The organism is Pseudomonas sp. TE3910 (genome assembly GCF_056279025.1).
The window spans coordinates 460222-484764 of record NZ_JBWBQN010000001.1 but is presented as its reverse complement, the minus strand read 5'-3'; the positions used below and the strand labels follow the sequence as shown (position 1 = coordinate 484764).

The following is a 24543-nucleotide window of genomic DNA, read 5'->3' as shown; positions in this document are numbered from 1 at the left end:
AGGTGCATGGAAATCTTGATCGCGCTAGAAGCGCAGTGGCCAGGTCCTGAGCCGGTCGCGCAGGTTGCCGAACAGGCGTACCAGGCCTTCCGGTTCCTTGATCAGGAACACGATGATCAGCGTGCCAAAGATGATTTTCTGCAGGTTCTGCAACTGACCGGCATCGACATTGCCGCCGAACAACCACTGCCCGGCATGGTTGAGAAAGATCGGCATCAGGCTGATGAACGCGGCACCGACGAAGTTGCCAGCAATGCTGCCCATGCCGCCGATAATGATGATGAACAGGATCTGGAACGAGCGGTTGATATCAAAGCTGCCGGCGCTGGCCGTCCCCAGGTAGGCGAACGCCCAGAGCGCACCGGCAATGCCCAGGTAGAACGAACTGACCGCAAACGCCAGACGCTTGTAGCGATCCACCGGGATGCCGATCACTGCCGCGGCCGTGTCCATGTCCCGGATCGCCATCCAGTTGCGGCCGATCTGGCTGCGCACCAGGTTCACCGCAACCCAGGTCAGCAGCACCACACAGCTCAAGGTCAGCAGGTAGCGGCCGACCGGTGAGGCCAGGCTGTAGCCGAACAGTTCCAGGCGCGGCGCACTGATGGTGCCGGACGACGCATAGTTGTAGAACCAGGGAAACTTGGCAAACACCCACTCAATGAAAAACTGTGCGGCAAGTGTGGTGACCATCAGGTAGAAGCCTTTGATTCTTGCGCTGGGGATACCGAACAGCATGCCGAGGAACGCGGCAATCAACCCGCCGCCCACCAACGCCAACGGCAGCGGGATACCCGGCACTCGCAGCAACAGGCCATAGGTGGCAAAGGCGCCGACCGCCATGAAACCCGCAGCGCCAACCGACGTCTGGCCGGTGTAGCCGGTCAACAGGTTCAAGCCCAGGCCGGCCAGCGACAGCACCAGAAACGGGATCAGGATTGCATTGAGCCAGTAGTCATCGCCCAGCAGCGGCAAGGCCACGAAGGCCACCAGCAGCAGGAGCGCCAGGCCCAGGGGCCAGCGCCGACGTACCAGGATCAGGGGCGCATCGTCAAAGCTGGTGGTGAGGCGCGCAGTAGTCGTGGTCATACGATCACACTCGTTCGATGGCACGGTCGCCAAACAGGCCGGCCGGGCGGATATAGAGGAATACCAAGGCGAGGAAGTAGGCGAACCAAGGGGTGATGCCACCGCCAATCAGCGGGCCGATATAGGCCTCGGCGAGGTTCTCGGCAGCACCGACAATCAGCCCGCCGACGATGGCTCCGCCAATCGAGGTGAAACCGCCGATGATCAGTACCGGCAGGGCCTTGAGGACCACCAGTGACAGCGAGAACTGCACCCCCTGACGCGCGCCCCACAACAAGCCGGCCACCAGCCCGACCATCCCGGCCACGGCCCAGACAATCTGCCAGATGCGGTTGAGGTTGATGCCAATGGACAAGGCCGCGCGGGTATCGTCTGCCACCGCACGCAGGGCTATACCGATTCGCGTGCGGTTGAACAGCAGCGCCAACAGCGCGACCAGCACTGCGGCAACCGCGGCAGCAACCAGGTCGAACTGGCTGATCATGACCTCGCCCACGAACAACGGGATATCCTCGATGCCCAGGTCCAGCGCCCGTACCTGGGCGCCCATCAGCCCTTGCGCCAGCCCTTCGACGATGAAGGACAGGCCGAGGGTGGCCATGAACAGGGTGATCTGCGAGCGGTTGACCAACGGCCGCAATACCAGGCGTTCGATCAGCAGGGCGCCGATGATCATCACTACCAGGGTCAGGGCCAGCGCCAGCACGAAGGGCACGCCCTGCTCGTGCAGGCTGACAAAGGTCAACGCAGCAAACAGCAGCATCGCACCCTGGGCGAAGTTGAACACGCCACTGGCCTTGTAGATCAGCACAAAACCGATCGCTACCAACGAGTACATGGTGCCGGCGAGCAAGCCACCGATCAGGGTTTCCAAGAAGAAATTCATCAGTGCACGGTCCCCAGGTAGGCAGCGATTACGTCAGGATTGGCCTGCACTTCAGCGGGCGTGCCATCGCCGACTTTGCGCCCGTAGTCGAGCACAACGACGTGGGCGCAGAGGTCCATGACCACCTTGATGTCATGCTCAATCAGAATCACCGTGGTGCCCAGGTCGCGGTTGATGTCGGCAATAAAGCGGCTCATTTCCTGTTTTTCCTCGGCATTCATGCCGGCCATGGGTTCGTCGAGCAGTAATAGCGTTGGCTGGGCAATCAGGGCGCGGCCCAGCTCAACGCGCTTTTGCAGGCCGTATGCCAGGCTACCCACCGCGACGTCGCGCCAGGGCTGCAACTCCAGGAACTCCAACACCTGCTCGGCACGTTCGGCGAACACCCGCGCCTCGCGCCGGGCCCGTGGCAAGCCCAGCGCCTGCTCGAGAAAAAAGCTGCGCTGGAAACGCGACAGGCCAGTGAGCAGGTTGTCCAGCACGCTCATGTTCTTGAACAGCGCGTTGTTCTGGAACGTGCGGCCGATGCCCAGGCGCGCTGCCGTCAGGGGATGCGGGCGCTGCAGCCGCTCGGCATCGAACTCCAGCTCGCCGGCATCGGCACGGTAGACACCGTTGAGGATGTTCAACAGCGAGCTCTTGCCCGCGCCGTTGGGGCCGATCAACGCGCAGATTTCGCCACGGCGCACGGCGAACGACAGGTCATTGATGGCCTTCACGCCTTTGAATGACAGGGAGATGTTGCGGACTTCAAGAAGCGTACTCATGCAACACGCTCCAGGTCCTCGTGCAGCCACAACAGCCGGCCAGGGGCACGCTCGGCATCGGCATTGGCCGGGTGTTCAATGTGGGCCACCCGCTGGAAACCGAGCAAATGGCGCACCCGCGACTTGATCCAGCGGCGCAAGCCACGGCGTGGATCCGCCAGGGTCCAGTCGCACAGGCGGCGGCGCCAACTGCCTTGAGGTGCCAGCCGTGCCTCGATTTCCTCAGCCAGTGTCTGTGCACGCTGAGCAGACAACAGCAGTGCAGTCGGGGCGATTTCACGGCGGTCGCGGCTCGCCGTTTCACGGGTTTCCGGAAAGGCAAAACCTTCGCCACGTTCCAGCCAGCGGCTTAGCACATGAGCCAGGCCCTGGGCCCACTCCGTGCCTTCATCAACCCAGACCACCTCATCACGCGCGGCCTGAGCCCACCCCTGACGAGCGTGATACAACGGTTCACCGCTAAACAGCGTCGCCAAGGGCAATACCTGAAACGCGCCCTGCGGTGCGGTGCTGGCCTGTGCGCAGAACAGTCGCAGTGGCGCCAGCGGGTCAAGCCCGGCCAGACGCCAGTGAGCAACGGTCTCGCGGCGCTGCACGAAGGCAAAATCCGCTCGCAGCAGACGCAACTGCCGCTGCAACACCTCGCCACGGCTCTGCGGGCTGATGACTGCGCTGCATCCACCCAGGCTGTGGGCCGCGATTGCCAGGATCAGCAGGGACGGCTCAATCGCACCGCACAACACCAGCCGTGCTTCAGGCACAAAACCCTGCTGACGCAGACCGGCAGCGCACCGTTCAACTTCACGCAACACATCGATCCAGCGCCAGGCCTTCCAAGTGCCTTGGCGACGGTGACGCAGGGCGATCTGCAACGGTTTTTCCCTGGCCCAGCGACGCAGCGCCGACAGGGCAAAGTCCGGCACTACATCAAGCGGCCGGGTGTTCAGCTCATGGACCTTCATAGGCAACTCCTGGAAGGCCCAGACCGCTCATATCAACGATGCTCAACTGCATTTCACGTGGCACTGGGCTGCTCCTGTCTACTCAGCTTCGCACCACTGTCCGGTGCGTTTGAAAGCTATGTAACAGGATCCGTGCCAACAGATAATTTATGTTTATTTTCAAATACTTAGATTAAAAATAATGCCACCGACTCGTGCCTGCGTGGCGACAGCCTGTTGATCAACTGTTCGTGCATGGACAGTTGATCAACGCCCTACCCTGCCAGAAGAACGCACCCGACCACCTGAGCGGCCAATCAGCGCCGCGCGACCTTGAGCACGGGTGCCATCCCTGTGCGTTATCCCGTTTCCCCTTCCCCAAGTAGTCCGAAACTCCCAGCGCGCCTAGGAGTATCGGCCAATGCGCAATCACCGGCGCTTTTACATAGTTGTGGCATGTAGCAGAAAGGGGCTGCGGTCAGGTCTCGAAGACTGAAAACTGTCTGGAGAAAGTCATGACTATTTACAAAAAAAGCTCATCCCTGAAGAACGACATAGCCGGTTACACCGGTGCAGATCTTTCGCCCTTCACCCAAGGTTTCAAAGCGAACGACAGCACGACGTTTACATTCCTGAGCAATCCCGCCGCCCTGACTGCTCCGACGGTCACCACCGACCTGAAAGACTACGCTCCTGGCAGCACAGCCATCATCACAGCCAGCGGATTCGCCGCCGGCAGTACCGTGAAGCTCGAGGTGGATCATGTCACCGACGCTGGCGCAGACAGCGTGTGGGGCACGCCTGACGATGTACTCAACACCAATACTGGCGAGGGGCACGACCCCTGGTATGTGACCGACGGTGGTACCGGCGATCTCGACGGCCAGGTCAACGGCAGCGTCACCACCTCGTGGTACGTAAATCCCGACGACTCGGCAGATGCCAGGTTTCTGCTCACCGCCAGCGCTGCGGGCCGCGATGGTGTGTTCGGTACCGGCGACGACGCCGTAGCGACAACCTCGTTTACGGACAGCGGCCCAAGCATCGTGGCAACCGGTGCGAATGTGACGCTGGACGAAACAGCCGGGTTGCAGAACAGCACAGCCACTCCAAGCCCTGCAGGAGATGCTAACGACAATGACATTCTGGTGGCCTCCCTGCCTTCGATCTTCTCGGCACGCTTGACGACACTTGGGGCAGGTACCGCGACGGGGGCTGCCTTGAGTGGCTATACCGGGGCTGCTGGCAACACCGGCAGTGATGCGTTCACCATCACCCCGACGCCCGGAGCAAACATTACCGATGTGAGCTTCACCGACAGTCTTGGCGCGGCGCTCAATGGCTTGGACAGCGGACTGGATACCCTCAATGGCACCAACATCCTTCTCTATACGGATGAGACCAACAACAACATCGTTCTGGGCCGCGCCGGCGGCCCAGCCGGTGAGATCGTGTTCGCTGCCTATATTGAAGAAACCGGATCGCCGGTCACCGGCGGCAAAATCTGGACCGTGCAGTACGAACCGTTCAAGAACCCAGACGCCAGCAACCCTGACGACCCGATCGATCTCACGAATATTGTTTTCGTCGGCGCCAGTCAGGATCTGACATTCAGCCTGGCCAATGCGCCCTCCGGCCAGAACCTCTTCCTCATGTTCACCACGGCGAACCCGACAGTGGTCAACGACGGCGGTGTCTTGCGGATCACAGACCCCACCATCATCGCGACCGGAAAGGACCCCGCGGACCAGTCAAGCGGCGCCAACATAACCACCGGTGACACGATCAATACCAGCCAGGCGGGTGGTCCGACCACCTTTGGCACCAACAATCAGATGATTGTGGAACAAGAGGGCATCCGTTTTACGTTCGTCACGGGTGCCAGGCAGAATGTGACCATTCCCAACCTTGACCAGAACGAAGCAGATGTCGAATCCAACATCGACTTCACCGGCATGTTCAATGCAAAGGGGGCCAGCTTCGACGTCGTTCAGCTACAGAGCGGCAAGAGTGCCATCGTAAAAATCAGCGCGTTCAACACGGCGGCTGAACCGGGTGTGAACTTCGTCAACGGGTACGCAGGTGATGCATCGGTTGCAATCACTAATGTTCGCATCATCAACAAGAGTACCGGGGCGGTAATCGAGAACTCAAACGGATCGGTGAATGATCCGAGCATTACCATCAGTTTTACAGGTGGCGTTGCCACCATCACGGGCATCAAGGCCGGCTACAAGATTGAATACACCACAACGCAGAATCACAACCGTGTACTCATCGAGAACGGTGCAGCCGTCGATGCCAAGGGCAATGACCATGCCGATTTCGATATCGGTAGTTTCACACTGAGCCAAGCGGTGACTTCGACCGCTGAAATCGGCTCCAAGATCATCTTCGAGGACGATGGGCCAACGGCAACCGGCACCGCAGCGACTGGCACCGTCGATGAAGATGGCCTGACCAACGGCATCCCCGGCGGCACCGGCGACGTTGCCGGCGAGGCGACCACCGCCAGTGGCAGCGTGACCGGCATCTTCCAGTCCGGTGCCGATACGCCGCTGAGCTACAGCTTGTCGAGTGACACCAGCGGCTTGCCTGCACTGAGTTCGGGCGGCGTCGCACTGGTGTACAGCGTCGTGGGCAACACCCTTACCGCCAAGGCCGGTGTGGTGGACGTGTTCACCTTCAGCCTCACCAGCGCCGGTGCCTACACCTTCACCCTGCTCAAACCGCTGGACCATGCGGCCGGCAACAACGAAAACGACATCACCATCAACCTGGGCAGCTTGCTGAAGGCCACTGACAAGGACGGCGATACCGTCACCGCCGCTGCTGAAAAACTGGTCATCACCGTCGACGACGACACCCCAACGGCAACCGGTACTGCGGCGACTGGCACCGTCGATGAAGATGGCCTGACCAACGGCATCCCTGGCGGAACCGGCGACGTTGCCGGCGAGGCGACCACCGCCAGTGGCAGCGTGACCGGCATCTTCCAGTCCGGTGCCGACACGCCGCTGAGCTATGGCTTGTCGACTGACACCAGCGGCTTGCCTGCACTGACTTCCGGCGGCGTCGCACTGGTGTACAGCGTCGTGGGCAACACCCTTACCGCCAAGGCCGGTGTGGTGGACGTATTTACCTTCAGCCTCACCAGCGCCGGTGCGTATACCTTCACCCTGCTCAAGCCGCTGGACCATGCGGCCGGCAACAACGAAAACGACATCACCATCAACCTGGGCAGCTTGCTGCAAGCCACTGACAAGGACGGCGACACCGTCACCGCCGCCGCTGAAAAACTGGTCATCACCGTTGACGACGACACCCCAACGGCAACCGGTACTGCGGCGACTGGCACGGTCGATGAGGATGGCCTGACCAATGGCATTGCCGGCGGCACCGGCGATGTTGCCGGCGAGGCGACTACCGCCAGCGGCAGTGTGACCGGCATCTTCCAGTCCGGCGCCGATACGCCGCTGAGCTATGGCTTGTCGAGTGACACCAGCGGCTTGCCGGCACTGAGCTCGGGCGGCGTCGCACTGGTGTACAGCGTCGTGGGCAACACCCTTACCGCCAAGGCCGGTGTGGTCGATGTGTTCACCTTCAGCCTCACCAGCGCCGGTGCCTATACCTTCACCCTGCTCAAGCCGCTGGACCATGCGGCCGGCAATGACGAAAACGATATCACCATCAACCTGGGCAGCTTGCTGCAAGCCACCGACAAGGACGGCGATACCGTCACCGCCGCTGCTGAAAAACTGGTTATCACCGTCGACGACGACACGCCAACGGCAACCGGCACCGCAGCGACTGGCACCGTCGACGAAGATGGCCTGACCAACGGCATCCCTGGAGGCACCGGCGACGTTGCTGGCGAGGCGACTACCGCCAGCGGCAGTGTGACTGGCATCTTCCAGTCCGGCGCCGATACGCCGCTGAGCTATGGCTTGTCGAGTGACACCAGCGGCTTGCCGGCACTGAGCTCCGGCGGCGTCGCGCTGGTGTACAGCGTCGTAGGCAATACCCTCACCGCCAAGGCCGGTGTGGTCGATGTATTCACCTTCAGCCTCACCAGCGCCGGTGCGTATACCTTCACCCTGCTCAAGCCGCTGGACCATGCAGCCGGCAATGACGAAAACGACATCACCATCAACCTGGGCAGCTTGCTGCAAGCCACCGACAAGGACGGCGATACCGTCACCGCCGCCGCTGAAAAACTGGTTATCACCGTTGACGACGACACGCCAACGGCAACCGGCACGGCAGCGACTGGCACCGTCGATGAAGATGGCCTGACCAACGGCATCCCCGGAGGCACCGGCGACGTTGCCGGCGAGGCGACCACCGCCAGCGGTAGCGTAACCGGCATCTTCCAATCCGGCGCCGATACGCCACTGAGCTATGGCTTGTCGAGTGACACCAGCGGCTTGCCGGCACTGAGCTCGGGCGGCGTCGCACTGGTGTACAGCGTCGTGGGCAACACCCTCACCGCCAAAGCCGGCGTGGTCGACGTGTTCACCTTCAGCCTCACTAGCGCCGGTGCCTACACCTTCACCCTGCTCAAACCGCTGGACCATGCGGCCGGCAATGACGAAAACGACATCACCATCAACCTGGGCAGCTTGCTGCAAGCCACTGACAAGGACGGCGACACCGTCACCGCCGCCGCTGAAAAACTGGTTATCACCGTTGACGACGACACCCCAACGGCAACCGGTACTGCGGCGACTGGCACCGTCGATGAAGATGGCCTGACCAACGGCATCCCTGGAGGCACCGGCGACGTTGCTGGCGAGGCGACTACCGCCAGCGGCAGTGTGACCGGCATCTTCCAGTCCGGCGCCGATACGCCGCTGAGCTATGGCTTGTCGAGTGACACCAGCGGCTTGCCGGCACTGAGCTCGGGCGGCGTCGCACTGGTGTACAGCGTCGTGGGCAACACCCTTACCGCCAAGGCCGGTGTGGTGGACGTATTCACCTTCAGCCTCACCAGCGCCGGTGCCTATACCTTCACCCTGCTCAAGCCGCTGGACCATGCGGCCGGCAATGACGAAAACGATATCACCATCAACCTGGGCAGCTTGCTGCAAGCCACCGACAAGGACGGCGATACCGTCACCGCCGCTGCTGAAAAACTGGTTATCACCGTCGACGACGACACGCCAACGGCAACCGGCACCGCAGCGACTGGCACCGTCGACGAAGATGGCCTGACCAACGGCATCCCTGGAGGCACCGGCGACGTTGCTGGCGAGGCGACTACCGCCAGCGGCAGTGTGACTGGCATCTTCCAGTCCGGCGCCGATACGCCGCTGAGCTATGGCTTGTCGAGTGACACCAGCGGCTTGCCGGCACTGAGCTCCGGCGGCGTCGCGCTGGTGTACAGCGTCGTAGGCAATACCCTCACCGCCAAGGCCGGTGTGGTCGATGTATTCACCTTCAGCCTCACCAGCGCCGGTGCGTATACCTTCACCCTGCTCAAGCCGCTGGACCATGCAGCCGGCAATGACGAAAACGACATCACCATCAACCTGGGCAGCTTGCTGCAAGCCACCGACAAGGACGGCGATACCGTCACCGCCGCCGCTGAAAAACTGGTTATCACCGTTGACGACGACACGCCAACGGCAACCGGCACGGCAGCGACTGGCACCGTCGATGAAGATGGCCTGACCAATGGCATTGCCGGCGGCACCGGCGATGTTGCCGGCGAGGCGACCACCGCCAGTGGCAGCGTGACCGGCATCTTCCAGTCCGGCGCCGACACGCCGCTGAGCTATGGCTTGTCGAGTGACACCAGCGGCTTGCCTGCACTGAGTTCCGGCGGCGTCGCACTGGTGTACAGCGTCGTGGGCAACACCCTCACGGCCAAGGCCGGTGTGGTGGACGTATTCACCTTCAGCCTCACCAGCGCCGGTGCGTACACCTTCACCCTGCTCAAGCCGCTGGACCATGCGGCCGGTAATGACGAAAACGATATCACCATCAACCTGGGCAGCTTGCTGCAAGCCACTGACAAGGACGGCGACACCGTCACCGCCACCGCTGAAAAACTGGTCATCACCGTTGACGACGACACCCCAACGGCAACCGGCACCCCTGTAACCGGAACGGTCGATGAAGACGGCCTGACCAACGGCATCCCCGGCGGAACCGGCGACGTTGCTGGCGAGGCGACCACCGCCAGTGGCAGCGTGACCGGCATCTTCCAGTCCGGTGCCGACACGCCGCTGAGCTATGGCTTGTCGAGTGACACCAGCGGCTTGCCTGCACTGAGTTCCGGCGGCGTGGCACTGGTGTACAGCGTCGTGGGCAACACCCTCACGGCCAAGGCCGGTGTGGTGGACGTATTCACCTTCAGCCTCACCAGCGCCGGTGCGTATACCTTCACCCTGCTCAAGCCGCTGGACCATGCAGCCGGCAATGACGAAAACGATATCACCATCAACCTGGGCAGCTTGCTGCAGGCCACCGACAAGGACGGCGACACCGTCACCGCCGCCGCTGAAAAACTGGTCATCACCGTTGACGACGACACCCCAACGGCAACCGGTACTGCGGCGACTGGCACGGTCGATGAGGATGGCCTGACCAATGGCATTGCCGGCGGCACCGGCGATGTTGCCGGCGAGGCGACCACCGCCAGTGGCAGCGTGACCGGCATCTTCCAGTCTGGCGCCGATACGCCGCTGAGCTATGGCTTGTCGAGTGACACCAGCGGCTTGCCGGCACTGAGCTCGGGCGGCGTCGCACTGGTGTACAGCGTCGTGGGCAACACCCTTACCGCCAAGGCCGGTGTGGTGGACGTGTTCACCTTCAGCCTCACCAGCGCCGGTGCGTATACCTTCACCCTGCTCAAGCCGCTGGACCATGCAGCCGGCAATGACGAAAACGATATCACCATCAACCTGGGCAGCTTGCTGCAAGCCACTGACAAGGACGGCGATACCGTCACCGCCGCCGCTGAAAAACTGGTCATCACCGTTGACGACGACACCCCAACGGCAACCGGCACCCCTGTAACCGGAACGGTCGATGAAGACGGCCTGACCAACGGCATCCCCGGCGGGATCGGCGACGTTGCCGGCGAGGCGACCACCGCCAGTGGCAGCGTGACCGGCATCTTCCAGTCCGGTGCCGACACACCGCTGAGCTATGGCTTGTCGAGTAATACCAGTGGCTTGTCAGCGCTAAGCTCGGGCGGCGTGGCACTGGTGTACAGCGTCGTGGGCAACACCCTCACGGCCAAGGCCGGTGTGGTGGACGTATTCACCTTCAGCCTCACCGCTGCCGGTGCCTACACCTTCACCCTGCTCAAGCCGCTAGACCATGCAGCCGGCAATGACGAAAACGACATCACTATTAACCTGGGTACCCTGCTGCAGGCCACCGACAAGGACGGCGACACCGTCACGGCAGCCGCCGACAAACTGGTCATCACCGTTGACGACGATACGCCGACACTCGCGTTCGGCAACCTGATCGGGACCGGTAGCGTCCTTGCGCAATACGGGTTCTGGGATAAGTCGGACGGAGCCGACGGGCTGGGTGCAGCCGGCCTGGATGTCTCGCTGGTGAACGGTGAGTTCACGCTTGTCAGGCCAGACAACACAACAACGACCGGGACCGGCACGCTCACCGAACTATCGCCCTCACCGGATGCCAATGGCGCGTACCAATTCGCAGGAACGCTGACCGGTGACTTTGACAACAATGCTCAAACAGCAGATACCAGCGTCGACTACACGCTGACCGTGTTTGCCAATGGCAGCTATGCACTGGATCTGGTTCAGGGCTTCAGTTCGACGGTGGTGCTCAGCAGTGCCGACGGCTCACTTGCAGCCGGCGGTCCTGATCCGGTTCGCACGCTGTTGATTCCGGAGACAAATGATCCAACCATTCCTTCTGCATCTGAGGAAATTGTCTTCTTCTCGGCAAAAGCGCTTGCGTCTACAACGGACATCCTGTCCGGTATCGGGCTCGGAGCCTACGACCCCACGGAAGCAGCGCTGCAGACTAACCCGTTACCGTCGTACATCGATCCTGCATCGATGAACGTCAGCACATCCGGCATTGGTGTTGCCAACAACCTATTCCAAGGAGACAACCTGGCGGCAATCAGCGCAGCCGATGAGAGTTTCGTCATCAACCCAGAGACCCTGCTGACGGGAATGAAGGTCTTCATCGACAACTCCGTGGGGGGGTACGACACCGCGACAGAAGACCTGTACTACAGGATTTACTACGAGGATGGTACGTTCTCGGACCTCATCGAAGTGAATACCCTGACGCCGGAGGCCGGTGGACAGGTGTCCTTCCTCATCGAGAGGGAAGGAACGGCACTGATCGACGCGGTTCAACTGACGATGGGCCGAGGCGAGATCAAGATACCGGTGATCGAGTTCATTCAGGAAAGCGAGAACCTGGCCAGTGATGTCAAGCTGACGTTCAACGCGACGGTGACCGACAAGGACGGGGACTCGGCGACAAGTACCTTTAACGCCGACTTGTTTGCCAACGATGCGGCCGACGCCACCTTCGACTTCACGCTGGTTGGAACAAGCGGTGCGCGTGATGCCTTCAACGTCGATCTGTCACTCACAGAGAACCAGTATCAGGTCACCGGCTTCGATGTGACCGCCGGCCACCGAGACACGCTGGTGCTCAACGGCGACCAGAACGCGGTTGTCCAATCAATCAACAACGCCGGTGCAGACAGCATCGTGACGATCGCCGAGTCCGGCGGACAAACAACGACGATCACCTTGGTCGGAGTCGATGTTCTGAATAGCGACATTGTGTTTGGCGGTGCCTGAGGTACTGCGCGCAGTACAGGATGCGAGGGTGGCGTAGAAACCACCCTCGCATTGCTTCCTGGCAATCGAATACAAGACCTGCATGGCCGAACCCGCTCTGGATGGTCAAGCGCCACAACAAAGAACGGCAACACAGCAGCGCGCCATGCACCCATAGCCGTTTCAGGTCGCGGTTCTTGCGTGAGGCTCAATCCGACTCCACTCACGTGGACTCAGGCGGCTCTCCGTTGCTGGTGAGCCCATGTTTCATTGCGTACATGAGCAAATCGATTCGATTGATGAGATCGAGCTTTTGATAGATGTTGCTGAGGTGGTTGTGTACCGTGTGTTCGCTAATGCCCAGGCGCTCGGCGATGCCCATGTATTTGGCAGACGGATCATCCACAATGGCGCGAATCAGTTCCCGCTCGCGCAGTGTCAGCCGCGCCTGTTTCGCCTGTTCCAGATTGCATCTCAAGGGTATATGCCCGGTCGCGGCATAGCCGGAGAGCCCACCGGCCCACGCCCTATCCAGCCCGATGTTGCGATGGTGAACCTTGATGATGGCCTGGATGATCGACTCCGTCGGGTCTTCCGCAAGCACGATACCGCGTGCGCCCGCCTCTATCGCCTGGGCAACGGGAATGGATTCGTACAAACCCTTGAGCACCAGCACCTTCATTTCCGCGCTGCGGGTGAGCCCCGAGACAACCTCCAGCGGGTTAAGCGCATCAGGAAAGAAACTGAAAAAAATAACGTCTGGGCGCAACTGATCGGCAAGGTCCAGCGCATTGGTGTAGGTGGTGGCCTGGCCGCTCACTTCCATCCGAGGCTTTCTGGCATTGATCAAATCGTGAAGGCCCATCAGAACAAGAGGGCGACAATCGATCAGCATCACCCGTATTGGTTTTCTGTGTTCAGGCATTCTCTTTCTGCCCCCTATTGAAAGACGGTACCCGCCCACATGTTGAAAGCATGGGCTTCCACCGGCTGCACCAGCAGGGGCTGCAAATATATCCATAAGCCGGACAACGGCATCGAAACAACACAAATAGGAATAGCTATCAATAGCTTGCGCATGATGATGTGCTCCCTAAGCCGGTAAACTGAGTCTAGGCCAGCACGGTATGCTGCCAGCCCACCTAACCGCCAGCCACCGACTCACCCCTCCTACACGTCGCTCGACCGATGCTCTCAAAACGTACTCTAGTCTCGCAAAATCAAGACCTTAGGCTCACCAGCGACGGCCTGCAGCCACAGCCTGCCCCGCCCAAAAACGTCAATCAACCGACGAATGGCGGGTGAAAATGTACAAAAAAACGATGGCGTCAATTTAACGTCAAACCCTGCCTCAACGAGCCCCTCTGGTCGGCCCTGGGTACGCGCACGGGCACGCCAAACGCGTTTAATGTGGGTTGTAGGGGCATGGTGCAGTGCCGCCGCTCGGCGCCTCTGTACTGGCCAACCGTCACGCCACTTGGATGAACGTGCGGATGAATGCCGGCTTGAGCGAAGGATGGCCAACGTGAAGGTTCAATCGGAATCGGAAGGGGTAACGGGACAGTTATCCAACAAAAGTGCTTACAAGAGACGGTCGTGGCTTGGCGAGATCAGGGACGCACGACATCCTGGCCAGCGCTGCGGGGACTCAACCAGCCATTCACACTTTCGACACTTTCGGCCGACGGCTTTCCCGCCCAGCGATTGAGGCTGAACACATTACTGAGGAACTCGTATTGCGTCTTGAGCAGGTTACGCCGAGCGCGAAACTCGTTACGCACGCTGGCCAGTACATCGACGGCATTGACCATTCCATAGTTCAGCGCTTTCTCTGCGGCTACCCTCGACAACTGTGCAGAGGCCAACGCCAGGCGGTTCGCCTCGATCTTTTCACCGTTCGAACTGGCGGTGAGGTATGCGCTGGTGATCTCCTTGACCACCCGACGCCGGATCGCTTCCAGTTCCTGCTCGGCAGTCACTTGATCCTGATAGAGCCCACGGACCCGCGCCGAGGTCGAGCCGCCGCTGTACAGCGGCACCTGAATGCCAACGCCCGCAACATAACTGTCAGTACGTGGCGTCAGGGAATTGTTGTAACCTTCGTTGGTCTGTTGAGCACTCAGGCTCAGGCTCAAGGTCGGATAGTGCCCGCCCTTGCCACTGCGTAACGCGGCGTTCGCTGCTTCGACCCCGCTCTCGCGAGCCTTGAGCGCAGGGTTTGACGCGATTCCCTCGCGAACCCAGGTTTCCAGACTCTGCGCAGAAACCTGTAGTTGCACGTCATCACGAATCCGATTAAGCCTCTCTTTGACGGGGCGACCGACAATCTCTGCCAGTGATTCGCGGCTGATAATGGCTTGGTTACGGGCATCCAGCTCCTGCGCCGCGAGCAAATCCACCCTGGCCTTGAGGTCAAGCTGATCCGTAATCAAGGCCAACTGCTTCTCGTACAACACGTTGATCCGGTCCAGACTTTTTTGCGTGGTTAGACGCTCCGCTATCACTAACTCCAGCTCATCCTCTGCCGCCAATGCCGTGAAGTAACGCCTCGCCAATTCCACTGTCGCCTCCGCCTGGGCATCCAGCGCTTCCGATTCGGACTGCTTGGCCAGGCTTTGAAATTTTTTATAGTTCTCCCACGCGGCCTTGTTATAGAGGTACTGACGCAACACCAGGCTGTAGCTCTCGCTATCGTAACTCTGCTGTATCAGGTCGTTTTCCTGGTGAATCTGGTTCACCCCTGCGTTAATCGATACTTGCGGCAACAGCGCTCCCAGGGCCTCGCGCTGATGTTCCTGACCCGCCTGGGCTCGCGCAAAAGAGGCCAGTACCTGCGGATCCTCCAACCGCGCCTCCCGATACAGCTGTACAAGGTCAGTGGAAAACGTCGAGGCACTGACCCCTTTCGATACGACGGCAGGGGTTTGCGCCAGGGCAACGCCCGCCGCAACCATGAACGCACTACCCAACAAAATGGCCGACGTGCCCACGGTCATTCCTCGATCATCGATTGAGAGAGGGCATTGCGCGCCGGTTGCATCAAGTACTGCAACAACGTGCGTTGGCCCGTGATGATCAACACGTCCGCCGGCATCCCCGGCAACAACTTGCGCTCACCCAAGGTACGCACGCCGTTCTCGGTTACCCGGACCCGAGCCAGGTAATAGGCGGCCCCGGTCTTCTCGTTGGTCAGCCGGTCAGCCGATACGCTGCTGACCTCGCCTTCGATCACCGGTGTGGTCGAGCTATTGAACGCGCTGAAACGAATATCGGCACGCTTGCCGATGGCGATACGGTCAATATCCAGCGTCGTCACCTGAGCCTCTATGACCAGCTCGGAAACCGATGGAACGATGTCCAGCAGCGGCGTTGCCGGGCGCACGACACCACCAATGGTGTGCACTGTCATGCCAATCACCATGCCTGCGTCGGGTGCGCGGATGACGATACGGCTGAGCCGGTCTTCCAGGGCCGAGGTTTTCTCCTGCAAGTCGTATATCTTGGTCTGAACCTCGGCCAACTGCTTGACGACATCGGCATTGAAATCCTTGTCGATTTGCAGAATCTGCAGCTGTGTTTCGTTGATCTGCAGACGCGTACGGTTGATTGTGGAACGGTGATCCGCCACCTCAGACCTGAGCATCCCCAGTTTGCGCTCCTGCTCGAGCAGACGTTGCTTGTCGACGAACCCCTGCTTGAGCAGGTCCGTCAACTCATCGATTTCACCGCTGTAGGATTTCTCCAGATGCATCTTCGCGTCGATCATCGATTGCAGCCCCTTGACCTGTTGCTGCAACTGGCCGATGCGCTCCCGCAATACTGCTATCTGGCCCAGCCGCGAGCCCTGTCGAGCATTGAATACCTGGGTCTCGCTCTGGCGCGCTTCCATACCGCGCGAACTCGTGGGATCGACCACGTCACCAAAACCGATCGCCGACAGCGTGTCGCGCTCGGCGATGAGCCTTGCCTCCATGGCTTTGGCCGCGACCAACTGGCTTCGGGTCATCTCGTATTCAAAACGCAGTTGGGCATCATCAAGAATGATCAGCGGATCACCGCGTTTGACGATGTCGCCGTCATGGGCCAGTACCTCTTTGACAATGCCCCCTTCAAGATGCTGGACGGTTTTGCGGTAAGTCTGCACCGTGACCACACCCGGCGCATAAGCGGCCCCGTCGAGGGGCGCGAAAGCCGCCCAGGTGCCGAACAGGCCGAAAGTCACACTGACAATGGCGACGCCCAACCGGCGTACTTTACGATCCGACGTTGGCAGGTCGGCGAGACTGTCAATTTGCCGGTCGGGCATCTTAGGATTCATTGTCTTCGTCCTTGCCGGTATCGACCGCAGCAACACTGGCACCTGCAGGCATGGCATGCCGTTGTGCCTGCTGTTGCCTTGCGTTGAGTTCGGCCAGCACCTGGTCGCGAGGCCCAAACAGGCTGACAACCCCAGCGTTCATCACCATGAGCCGGTCAAGTTGCGACACGATATTGGTTCGGTGGGTAATCACAAACAGCGTCGCACCAGTCTGTTTTAACTGCTGGATGGCTGCCGCCAAGGCACGATCACCGACGTCGTCAAGATTGGAGTTGGGCTCGTCAAGCACAATCAACCTCGGGCTGCCATACAGGGCACGGGCCAATCCGATGCGTTGGCGCTGCCCGCCCGACAGCATGACCCCCTCGCTGCCAATCACAGTGTCGTAGCCATCAGGCAACAGCAAAATCATTTCGTGAACGCCAGCGGTCTTGGCAGCCAGAATGACTTTTGCCGAGTCGACCTCGGCGAAGCGGGCAATGTTTTCACCGATGCTGCCCTCGAACAATTCAATGTCCTGAGGCAAGTACCCGATATATGGGCCCAGCTCTTGTTTGTCCCAGGCGCTGATATCCGCGCCATCCAACCGGACGACCCCATGCTGCGGCGCCCACACCCCTATCAATGCTCTGACCAGGGTCGACTTGCCGGCGGCACTTGGGCCGATGATTCCCACCACGCAACCGGCAGGGACGCTGAAGCTTATGTTTTTGATGATAGGTGTATTCGAGCCAGGTGCCGCGACAACCAGATTCTCGACCTGCACGTGCCCCTGGGGCGGAGGTAAAGACATACGCTCGGGTTGCGTCTGTTGCTTGTCGAGGATGTCGTTCAGACGGCGGTATTGCGAACGCGCCGCAATGAAGCCTTTCCAACTGCCGATGATCAGATCAATGGGGGCCAGCGCACGCCCCAGTAGCACGGCCCCGGCAAACACCATACCGGCTCCGACCTGATGGTCCACCGCCAGGTACGCCCCCAGCCCCAGCACCAGTGATTGCACCAGGAGCCGGAAAGTCCGGGAAAGCGTACTGACAATAGCCCCTCTATCGCTTGCCATGGACTGCAACAACAGAACGTTTCTTTGCCGACGCCCCCAACGATCCATCAGGGTTTCAAGCATGCCCATGGACTCGATCACCTCTGCGTTGCGCAGGTTCTTCGTGGTGTAGAGCGTCGCGCCGATATGTTCCTTGTTGGCCTGGGCCAGTGCCGGCCCCGTCAGCCTCTCATTGAGAAATGCGAGTGATAACAACAGTAGCGCACTGCCTGTCGCCACCCAGCCGAACCAGGGATGAAACAGGAACATCACCGCGATATAAATCGGCAACCAGGGGGCGTCGAAGAAGGCGAACAATCCGTTACCGGAGAGAAACTGCCTCAAGCCCGTCAAGTCGTTGAGGGGCTGTGCCGAAGCATCCATGCCGCCACTGTCCAAAGCCCGTTTGAAACTGGCTTTATAGACTTGGCGGCTGAGCAACACATCCAGCCGGGTACTGACCCGTACCATGATGCGCGAACGAACCCACTCCAGAGAACCGAGCGTGAGCAACAACCCGGTCATGATCAGCGTCAGCATTGCCAGGGTCGTCAGACTTCCGCTGCTCATCACTCGGCCATATACCTGAAGCATATAGAAGGTAGGAACGAGCATCAGTGCGTTGATAAAAAAGCTGGCAAAACCAACAAAAACAAAGCTGTCTCGACAGGTTTTCAGCGCACTTTTCAGACTGTTTTCAGGTGTGCTTCGCATTGAGACCCCTGCTCGTAAAGCCAACCTTTGAGGAGCTTAGATCATGTCGAACAACTGTGTTCGGTAATTGACCAGATCGCAGACTTTCTGGATCTTCCGCCCAGTGCAGCACCGCGCTCGTCGTGCGCCCTCCTTCGTTTATGACAATCTGATTGCTGGCAACGACAGCCTGGAATTCGTCGACCGGGCATCACCCCAATTGATCAACCATGACCGCATTGCTATAGACCAGAGCACCGTCAGCGGCACGGTGCCCGACCAAATGAAACTGACCGCGTTGGTCACGTGCACTCAAGTAAACGCGAAACTGGCAATCCGACAACGGGCCACACTCCGGAGGCATGATCAATTCCATCTGGCTGATGTCGACATCAACCATCACCTCGGGCGCGTTGGTCTTTTTCAACTGCTCTTCAGCCGCCTCAAGGCGAACATGATCCGCGCCACTGACGTGAAAATGAATTTGCCCCAGCTCGATGGGGGGTGCATCGCTACTGGTCTTGTACCAGCCTTCTATAGTCAAGGTGTTCATGGACAGTGCTCCTGAGGTGAACGCCCCGACATTGACGCTGGATCGGGGCGCACGCTGGGCTAGCGCTTGATGAGGGAAATCTTGGTGCCCTCAATGCTGATACCCGCCATCAACCCTTGCTGATCGAAGACAAACGCATAGGCATCGTGCTGCAACGACGAACTCGATAGATTCTTCGCCACGCCTTGATCAACGACGACGACGGTAGGCCCGACGCCGACCTCCCAGCCCTTCGTGTCGCGCACATATTGCAGGGCTTTGTCGGTCATCAAGAACACGGCATAAGCGTAGGATTGGGCGCCTGCCTGCAGCCCCCAGGAGCCGGTCACCGAGTTGTAGTAGCCATCCACTTTGGAGCCGATCAACAACTCGCCTTCACCATAACTGCCACCAAACACCAGGCCGGCCTTGACGATGTTAGGGAACACGAGCACAGCCTTGGCGGTGCGCGACAGGGTCTGAGCCAATGGGTCTGCCTTGTAGAGCATCTGCAAGGCCTGTTGGGAATCTTTGTCCAGGTCCGCGGCCGTTGCAGCACTGGCACTGTTAATGAGCCCTGCCGATGCCAATGACAGGACGACAAAAGCCATCGAAAACAATAACCGTAGTGAATGTTTCATTGCTGAACTCCAATACCCGAAATAGAAAGGAAGTGATCGTGGGCTGTGCGACTGACATCCGTCAGTCGGTTACAACCGCCCCATCAGCAGCAACACGATGAGAATGATCACCACGATGCCCAACCCGCCGGTCGGTCCGTATCCCCAGTTCCTGCTGTGCGGCCAGCTCGGAAACACGCCGATCAGTAGCAGGATCAAGATGATTAATAGAATTGTGCCCACGCTCATGGCTGTTTCCTCGAGCGCGCGAAAGAAAAGAGCAGGCTTTATCGCTGTCGCGCGCGCACAGCGATCTGACACAATCAGCTTGAGCCGTTGGCAGACAATGTTCTGTACGGTGCCGCACAGACGTCAGGGTCTTTTGCGCCGAGCCTGTTGAACGTGGGCGTCACTGAGAACGCTCGACACGAAGCCCCCTTATCGCAAAAAGAACCTGGAGAACCTCATGAACAAGGACCAAGTAAAAGGCAGAGCCAAAGAAATTGAAGGCACGATCAAGGAAGTCGCAGGCAAGGCTGTTGGCAACAAAAGCCTGGAAAACAAAGGGAAGATCGAGAAAACGATTGGCAATGTTCAGGCAGGCATTGGCGACCTGAAGGAAGAGTTGAAACGCTGATCCGACTCGATGATCGGGTCCATTCAAAAGCATAAACAGCGCAGCCGGTGTACAACGCGCTGAACCCACTCTGGCAACCACACGAGTACGTGCTGTAGCGAACAGACGGTCAGGCAAACATTGCCCAAACTTTCTGCACGAGGCCGTACAGCACCGCTCTCGTCACTGTCACCGTGCTGCAGGACAATCACGTGCCAGCCAAAACACCACGGCAGGTGGAGAACCGCCTGCTTCAGGGCCTGCCTGAAAAGGACCTCAACCCTATACTGGATCAGTGCCAGCACGTCGACCTGGCCTTTGGCACCGTGCTGTGTGAGCCTGGCCAGCCCCTGCTGCATGTGTACTTCCCAAGCACCGCATTCATTTCCCTGATGACGACGCTACGTGGCCATCCACCCCTTGAAATAGGTCTGGTCGGCTACGAAGGCATGCTCGGTGCGACCCTTGCACTAGGTGCCAACACCGCCCCCATGCGGGCGATCGTACAAGGGGCCGGCAGCAGCCTGCGAATGGAATGTGCACAGCTGAAAATCGCGCTCCACGAGCATCCCGTGCTGTTGCAACGGTTGAATCAATACCTGTACCTGTTCCTCAAGCAACTGGCGCAAACGGCAGCCTGCACTCATTTCCACGAGATCGAGCCGCGCCTGGCGCGTTGGCTACTGATGACTCATGACCGCGCACACGCCAACCATTTTTATCTGACGCACGCGCTCCTGGCGAACATGCTTGGCGTAAGGCGCAGTGGCGTGACCCTGGCTGCCGGAGCACTACAAGAGCGCAATTTGATTCGATACTCCCGTGGCGACATTACCATCCTTGACCGCAAGGGATTGGAAGCTGCGTCATGCGAATGCTACTGCGCGCTCCACACAGAAGCCTGAAAATCATGCCCAGGGCACTGTGTGCGATGGCGTACATACCCTGCCCCTTCTTCAGGGACAGAATGGAGCCAGGGAAAAGCAGCATTCGCTGCAACAGGCGTAATCATGAACACCATGACTGATTCACTCGCAGTAACGCGCATAAATGCGCAGTGCCATCCACTGGTACGTTACCTCAACAAGCTAAGCGGCATTCGCTACTCGGCCCTTTATGAGCAGACCGGCTGCTACGAGCTGAACCCTTTGTACGGAAAAACACGACATGCTACCGACGAAGAGCTGGCCAATACCGAGGTCTGGGAGCGACTGCCTTGAGCCCCAGGCGTACGAAGTCAAACAGGACTCACACTGAAGGTTCGAGCATGCGCCTCGTATCAGTAGCCACAGCTGCCGGCTTCGCACTTGTCCTGCTCGGCAACCAGGCCGTTGCCGCCGACCCTGAGCCAAACAAGGCCGCAACGGTCGACAAGGCAAAGGCCCTGGAACAGAAAGCTGCGGCGAACCAGAGCACGACATCGTTACCCAGGGCCGAGCCCCTCACAAAGCCTGAAGCGCAAGCCGTGGACCCTGTGGGCGCAGCCTCCCTGAACAATACAATTAGCTGCCTTTCACGCACCATCTACTGGGAAGCCAAAGGCGGTGCGCCTGCCGACATGGAAGCGGTAGCCAGCGTCGTCCTGAACCGAGTAGGTCATGCAGGCTTTCCAGGCACGGTTTGCGAAGTGGTCAAACAAGGCTCCGAACAGCATGCCTGTCAATTTTCCTGGTGGTGTGACGGCAATTCTGATCATGTAGATGAAGACGCGCCCTACCTGCTTGCCAAGGAGGTAGCACGCAAGGCGCTCAACCAACAACTCACCGACCGAACAGGCGGCGCGTTGTACTTCCATAGCAAAGGCGTAACACCCGATTGGGCCAAGCAATACACCAAGACGGCCGAAACAGGAAAGTTCCTCTTTTACAAGCCTCACGACGGGACAGCACGATAGCGCCGGCGGCGAGACACACGGTGAGCCTGTTCAGTGAGAAGTGGTATGGCTAAGGACTGTATGGGCAAGAAGACGATCGGTTTCTTTCTTTACAACGGCATAACACTCGCAACACAGCGCCTCGAGCTTCGCGCGATCCAACACCTCTATATGGCCACGGCTGTACTCGATCACCCCGAGTTTCTGTAATTTACCCGCAGCTTCCGTGACGCCCTCGCGACGAACGCCAAGCATGTTGGCAATCAGTTCCTGGGTCATGATCAGCTGATTACTCGGCAAGCGATCCAGCGACAGCAGCAACCAACGACACAGCTGCTGGTCGATTGAGTGATGGCGATTGCACACTGCGGTCTGTGCCATTTGAGTAATCAAGGCCTGGGTGTAGCGCAGCAACAGCTGCATCATCTCGCCATGCCGGTTGAACTCACTTTTCAGGCGATGCCCCGCCAGCCGGTAGGCATGCCCTGCACTCTGCACAATGGCCCGGCTCGGAGTGCTTTCGCCGCCCATGAACACGGCTATGCCAACGAGCCCTTCGTTACCTACAACAGAAATTTCCGCCGAGGCCCCCGTCTTCCATCACGTAAAGCAGGGAAATGATGGCGTCGGTAGGGAAATAGACATACTGAAGAGAATCACCTGACTCATACACGACCTTGCCCAAGGGCAAGACGACCAACTCCAACTGGGGAATCAGCCGCTCTTGTACCTCGATGGGCAACGCCGCCAGCAGACGGTTCTGCAACGGGTGGGGAAGCTCAGACATGGTTTCACCAATGGTGCCAATGGCCTGCAAACACACGGGATTTCACAATCATAGACCCGCTGGTGAATTTCCACCTCCCGGCGCCCCGTGCACAAGGATTCAATTTTCTGTAGTACCTGGGCCTGCAGTAGAGGATGCTGGACAAGGTTAAGACGCGCCCCAGGTTGCCTGACTGCCATGTCTATTGCCCTATGGTCCCTACTCCTCGGTTTTTTACTCATCACCATGGTGCTGGGTGGAACCCTGCTCGCCCGGTTGCTGTTGAGCAGCGCTATGGTCTACCTCTTTGTCGGCTACACGCTGGGGCCTGCGGGGCTTGCGGTGATCACCCTGAACCCTGCGCATCATGCCGATGTGCTGGCATGGGTCGCCGAGGTCGCAGTGCTTATCTCACTGTTCAACGTGGGATTGAAGATGGGTGCCGTTCCATTCTCCGACAGGCGCTGGAGGGTGCCGCTACGCTTGGCACTCATCTCCATGGTGCTCACGGTAGGGCTTATCACCGCTGTCGGTGTCTGGGGACTGGGGCTGCCACTGGGTGCCGCTGTGTTGCTGGGGGGCATCCTTGCCCCGACAGACCCTGTGCTGGCTTCCGGGGTGCAAACTGACAGTGAAGTCCATCCAGATCGCCTGCGTTTCAGCCTTTCCGGAGAAGGTGGCTTGAACGACGGAACGGCGTTTCCCTTCGTGATGCTGGGCCTCGGGCTGCTGGGGTTGCACGACCTCGGCACGAGTGGCTGGCGCTGGTGGGCAATAGACCTGATCTGGGCCACAGCGGGAGGCCTGCTGATCGGCGCTGCGTTAGGCGCAATCATCGGCCGCCTCGTTGTTCACCTGCGTACGCGCTATAAGCTGGCCGTAGGCCTGGACGAATTCCTCTCACTCGGTCTTCTGGCGATGGCTTATGGCGCTGCGCAACTGAGCCTGGCATCCGGCTTCCTGGCCGTATTCGCCGCAGGGCTGGCGCTGCAACGGGTCAAGGAGCAACCGAAGCCCAATACGGCATCACTGAGCACGAGGCCTGGGGTGAGCGGCCACGCCTACGAGGCATTGGCCACGCACTCCCACCATGCCAGCGCAACCATGACGAGCGCAGTGATCGGGTTCAATGAACAACTCGAAAAGTTGGCCGAACTTGGGATGGTACTGTTTGTGGGGGCATTACTGCCCTACGTGGTTTATTGGCCAGCCTTGTGGTGGTTCATACCCTTGTTGTTCGTGCTCCTGCGCTCGCTGGCCGTTGCGATTGGGATGCTGGGCGAACCCATGCGCACACCACGGCGCGCGATGATCTGCTGGTTCGGGATACGCGGAATAGGTTCCATCTTTTACCTGATGTTCGCCATTCGCCATGGCCTGACCCCCCACGTGGCTCAACAATTGATAACCCTGACGTTGGTGACCGTCACTGTCTCTATCGTGGTACACGGTATGTCGGTTCTGCCTCTGATGAAGTGGTATGAACACCAAGACTAACCCTTGCAGTAACGCTGATGTACGCGTTCCAGGCATACCAGACAACGCCAACGGTTAAGCGCGGTAACGCACCGACGCCAACCGCCTGCGCTGTCACAGTGCACTCCAGCC

The 24543-nt window shown here is 59.5% G+C and carries 18 protein-coding genes and 1 pseudogene; 6 read left to right on the top strand and 13 right to left on the bottom strand.

All coding sequences use genetic code 11. The features are described 5' to 3' along the window. Nucleotides 1-24 precede the first annotated feature (24 nt). The 4 genes from ACZ9H3_RS02140 to ACZ9H3_RS02125 are packed head-to-tail and all read right to left on the bottom strand — an operon-like array spanning nucleotide 25 to nucleotide 3704. Entirely contained in the window at nucleotides 25-1089 is a 1065-nt protein-coding gene (locus ACZ9H3_RS02140) for a branched-chain amino acid ABC transporter permease (RefSeq protein ID WP_102052016.1), read from the bottom strand. 4 nt (nucleotides 1090-1093) lie between these two features. Beyond that, complete coding sequence (locus ACZ9H3_RS02135) at nucleotides 1094-1975, bottom strand: branched-chain amino acid ABC transporter permease (RefSeq protein WP_099774282.1); 882 nt, start codon at nucleotides 1973-1975, stop codon at nucleotides 1094-1096. Further along, complete coding sequence (locus ACZ9H3_RS02130; RefSeq protein ID WP_476219301.1) at nucleotides 1975-2742, bottom strand: ABC transporter ATP-binding protein; 768 nt, start codon at nucleotides 2740-2742, stop codon at nucleotides 1975-1977. The genes ACZ9H3_RS02135 and ACZ9H3_RS02130 overlap by 1 nt, the downstream gene beginning before the upstream one ends. Beyond that, nucleotides 2739-3704, bottom strand: coding sequence for an AMP-binding protein (locus ACZ9H3_RS02125; RefSeq protein ID WP_476219300.1), 966 nt, complete (start codon nucleotides 3702-3704; stop codon nucleotides 2739-2741). The genes ACZ9H3_RS02130 and ACZ9H3_RS02125 overlap by 4 nt, the downstream gene beginning before the upstream one ends. A gap of 494 nt (nucleotides 3705-4198) precedes the next feature. On the opposite strand from ACZ9H3_RS02125, the gene ACZ9H3_RS02120 reads away from it, so the two are divergent. Further along, complete coding sequence (locus ACZ9H3_RS02120; protein WP_476219299.1) at nucleotides 4199-12499, top strand: T1SS-143 repeat domain-containing protein; 8301 nt, start codon at nucleotides 4199-4201, stop codon at nucleotides 12497-12499. A gap of 202 nt (nucleotides 12500-12701) precedes the next feature. Here ACZ9H3_RS02120 and ACZ9H3_RS02115 read toward each other — a convergent pair whose 3' ends face one another. The 8 genes from ACZ9H3_RS02115 to ACZ9H3_RS02080 all read right to left on the bottom strand — a co-directional run bounded on the left by ACZ9H3_RS02115 (nucleotide 12702) and on the right by ACZ9H3_RS02080 (nucleotide 19929). Further along, nucleotides 12702-13403: a response regulator transcription factor gene (locus ACZ9H3_RS02115; RefSeq protein ID WP_065760677.1), complete on the bottom strand. Its 702-nt coding sequence runs from the start codon at nucleotides 13401-13403 to the stop codon at nucleotides 12702-12704. A gap of 14 nt (nucleotides 13404-13417) precedes the next feature. Beyond that, the gene (locus ACZ9H3_RS02110) at nucleotides 13418-13558 is read right to left on the bottom strand and encodes a hypothetical protein (protein WP_157767130.1); all 141 of its coding nucleotides are present in this window, start codon (nucleotides 13556-13558) and stop codon (nucleotides 13418-13420) included. A 530-nt stretch (nucleotides 13559-14088) separates the two neighbouring features. Further along, the gene (locus ACZ9H3_RS02105) at nucleotides 14089-15474 is read right to left on the bottom strand and encodes a TolC family protein (protein ID WP_476219295.1); all 1386 of its coding nucleotides are present in this window, start codon (nucleotides 15472-15474) and stop codon (nucleotides 14089-14091) included. Next, nucleotides 15471-16784: an HlyD family type I secretion periplasmic adaptor subunit gene (locus tag ACZ9H3_RS02100; protein WP_476222671.1), complete on the bottom strand. Its 1314-nt coding sequence runs from the start codon at nucleotides 16782-16784 to the stop codon at nucleotides 15471-15473. The genes ACZ9H3_RS02105 and ACZ9H3_RS02100 overlap by 4 nt, the downstream gene beginning before the upstream one ends. 1 nt (nucleotide 16785) lies before the next feature. Continuing rightward, nucleotides 16786-18549, bottom strand: a complete 1764-nt coding sequence (locus ACZ9H3_RS02095) for a type I secretion system permease/ATPase (protein ID WP_099774278.1) — start codon at nucleotides 18547-18549, stop codon at nucleotides 16786-16788. Nucleotides 18550-18739: 190 nt separating this feature from the next. Beyond that, nucleotides 18740-19081: a hypothetical protein gene (locus ACZ9H3_RS02090; protein ID WP_476219293.1), complete on the bottom strand. Its 342-nt coding sequence runs from the start codon at nucleotides 19079-19081 to the stop codon at nucleotides 18740-18742. A gap of 59 nt (nucleotides 19082-19140) precedes the next feature. After that, nucleotides 19141-19701, bottom strand: a complete 561-nt coding sequence (locus ACZ9H3_RS02085) for a lipid-binding SYLF domain-containing protein (protein ID WP_330523131.1) — start codon at nucleotides 19699-19701, stop codon at nucleotides 19141-19143. Between the two features lie 69 nt (nucleotides 19702-19770). Further along, complete coding sequence (locus tag ACZ9H3_RS02080; RefSeq protein WP_330523130.1) at nucleotides 19771-19929, bottom strand: DUF3309 family protein; 159 nt, start codon at nucleotides 19927-19929, stop codon at nucleotides 19771-19773. Nucleotides 19930-20146: 217 nt separating this feature from the next. Here ACZ9H3_RS02080 and ACZ9H3_RS02075 point away from each other — a divergent pair, with 217 nt between their 5' ends. The 4 genes from ACZ9H3_RS02075 to ACZ9H3_RS02060 all read left to right on the top strand — a co-directional run bounded on the left by ACZ9H3_RS02075 (nucleotide 20147) and on the right by ACZ9H3_RS02060 (nucleotide 22190). Beyond that, nucleotides 20147-20317 (top strand): CsbD family protein, encoded by a 171-nt coding sequence (locus ACZ9H3_RS02075; protein ID WP_476219290.1) that lies wholly within the window; start codon nucleotides 20147-20149, stop codon nucleotides 20315-20317. Between the two features lie 191 nt (nucleotides 20318-20508). Then, complete coding sequence (locus tag ACZ9H3_RS02070; protein ID WP_476219288.1) at nucleotides 20509-21201, top strand: Crp/Fnr family transcriptional regulator; 693 nt, start codon at nucleotides 20509-20511, stop codon at nucleotides 21199-21201. A gap of 105 nt (nucleotides 21202-21306) precedes the next feature. Then, the gene (locus tag ACZ9H3_RS02065; RefSeq protein ID WP_476219286.1) at nucleotides 21307-21516 is read left to right on the top strand and encodes a hypothetical protein; all 210 of its coding nucleotides are present in this window, start codon (nucleotides 21307-21309) and stop codon (nucleotides 21514-21516) included. A gap of 47 nt (nucleotides 21517-21563) precedes the next feature. After that, a complete protein-coding gene (locus ACZ9H3_RS02060; protein WP_476219285.1) occupies nucleotides 21564-22190 on the top strand; it encodes a cell wall hydrolase in 627 nt (208 codons plus the stop codon). A gap of 30 nt (nucleotides 22191-22220) precedes the next feature. On the opposite strand, the pseudogene ACZ9H3_RS02055 reads toward ACZ9H3_RS02060, so the two are convergent. Beyond that, nucleotides 22221-22956 (bottom strand): annotated as a pseudogene (locus ACZ9H3_RS02055) (Crp/Fnr family transcriptional regulator). A gap of 177 nt (nucleotides 22957-23133) precedes the next feature. On the opposite strand from ACZ9H3_RS02055, the gene ACZ9H3_RS02050 reads away from it, so the two are divergent. Next, entirely contained in the window at nucleotides 23134-24432 is a 1299-nt protein-coding gene (locus tag ACZ9H3_RS02050; RefSeq protein ID WP_476219283.1) for a cation:proton antiporter, read from the top strand. The last annotated feature ends 111 nt before the right edge of the window (nucleotides 24433-24543 follow it).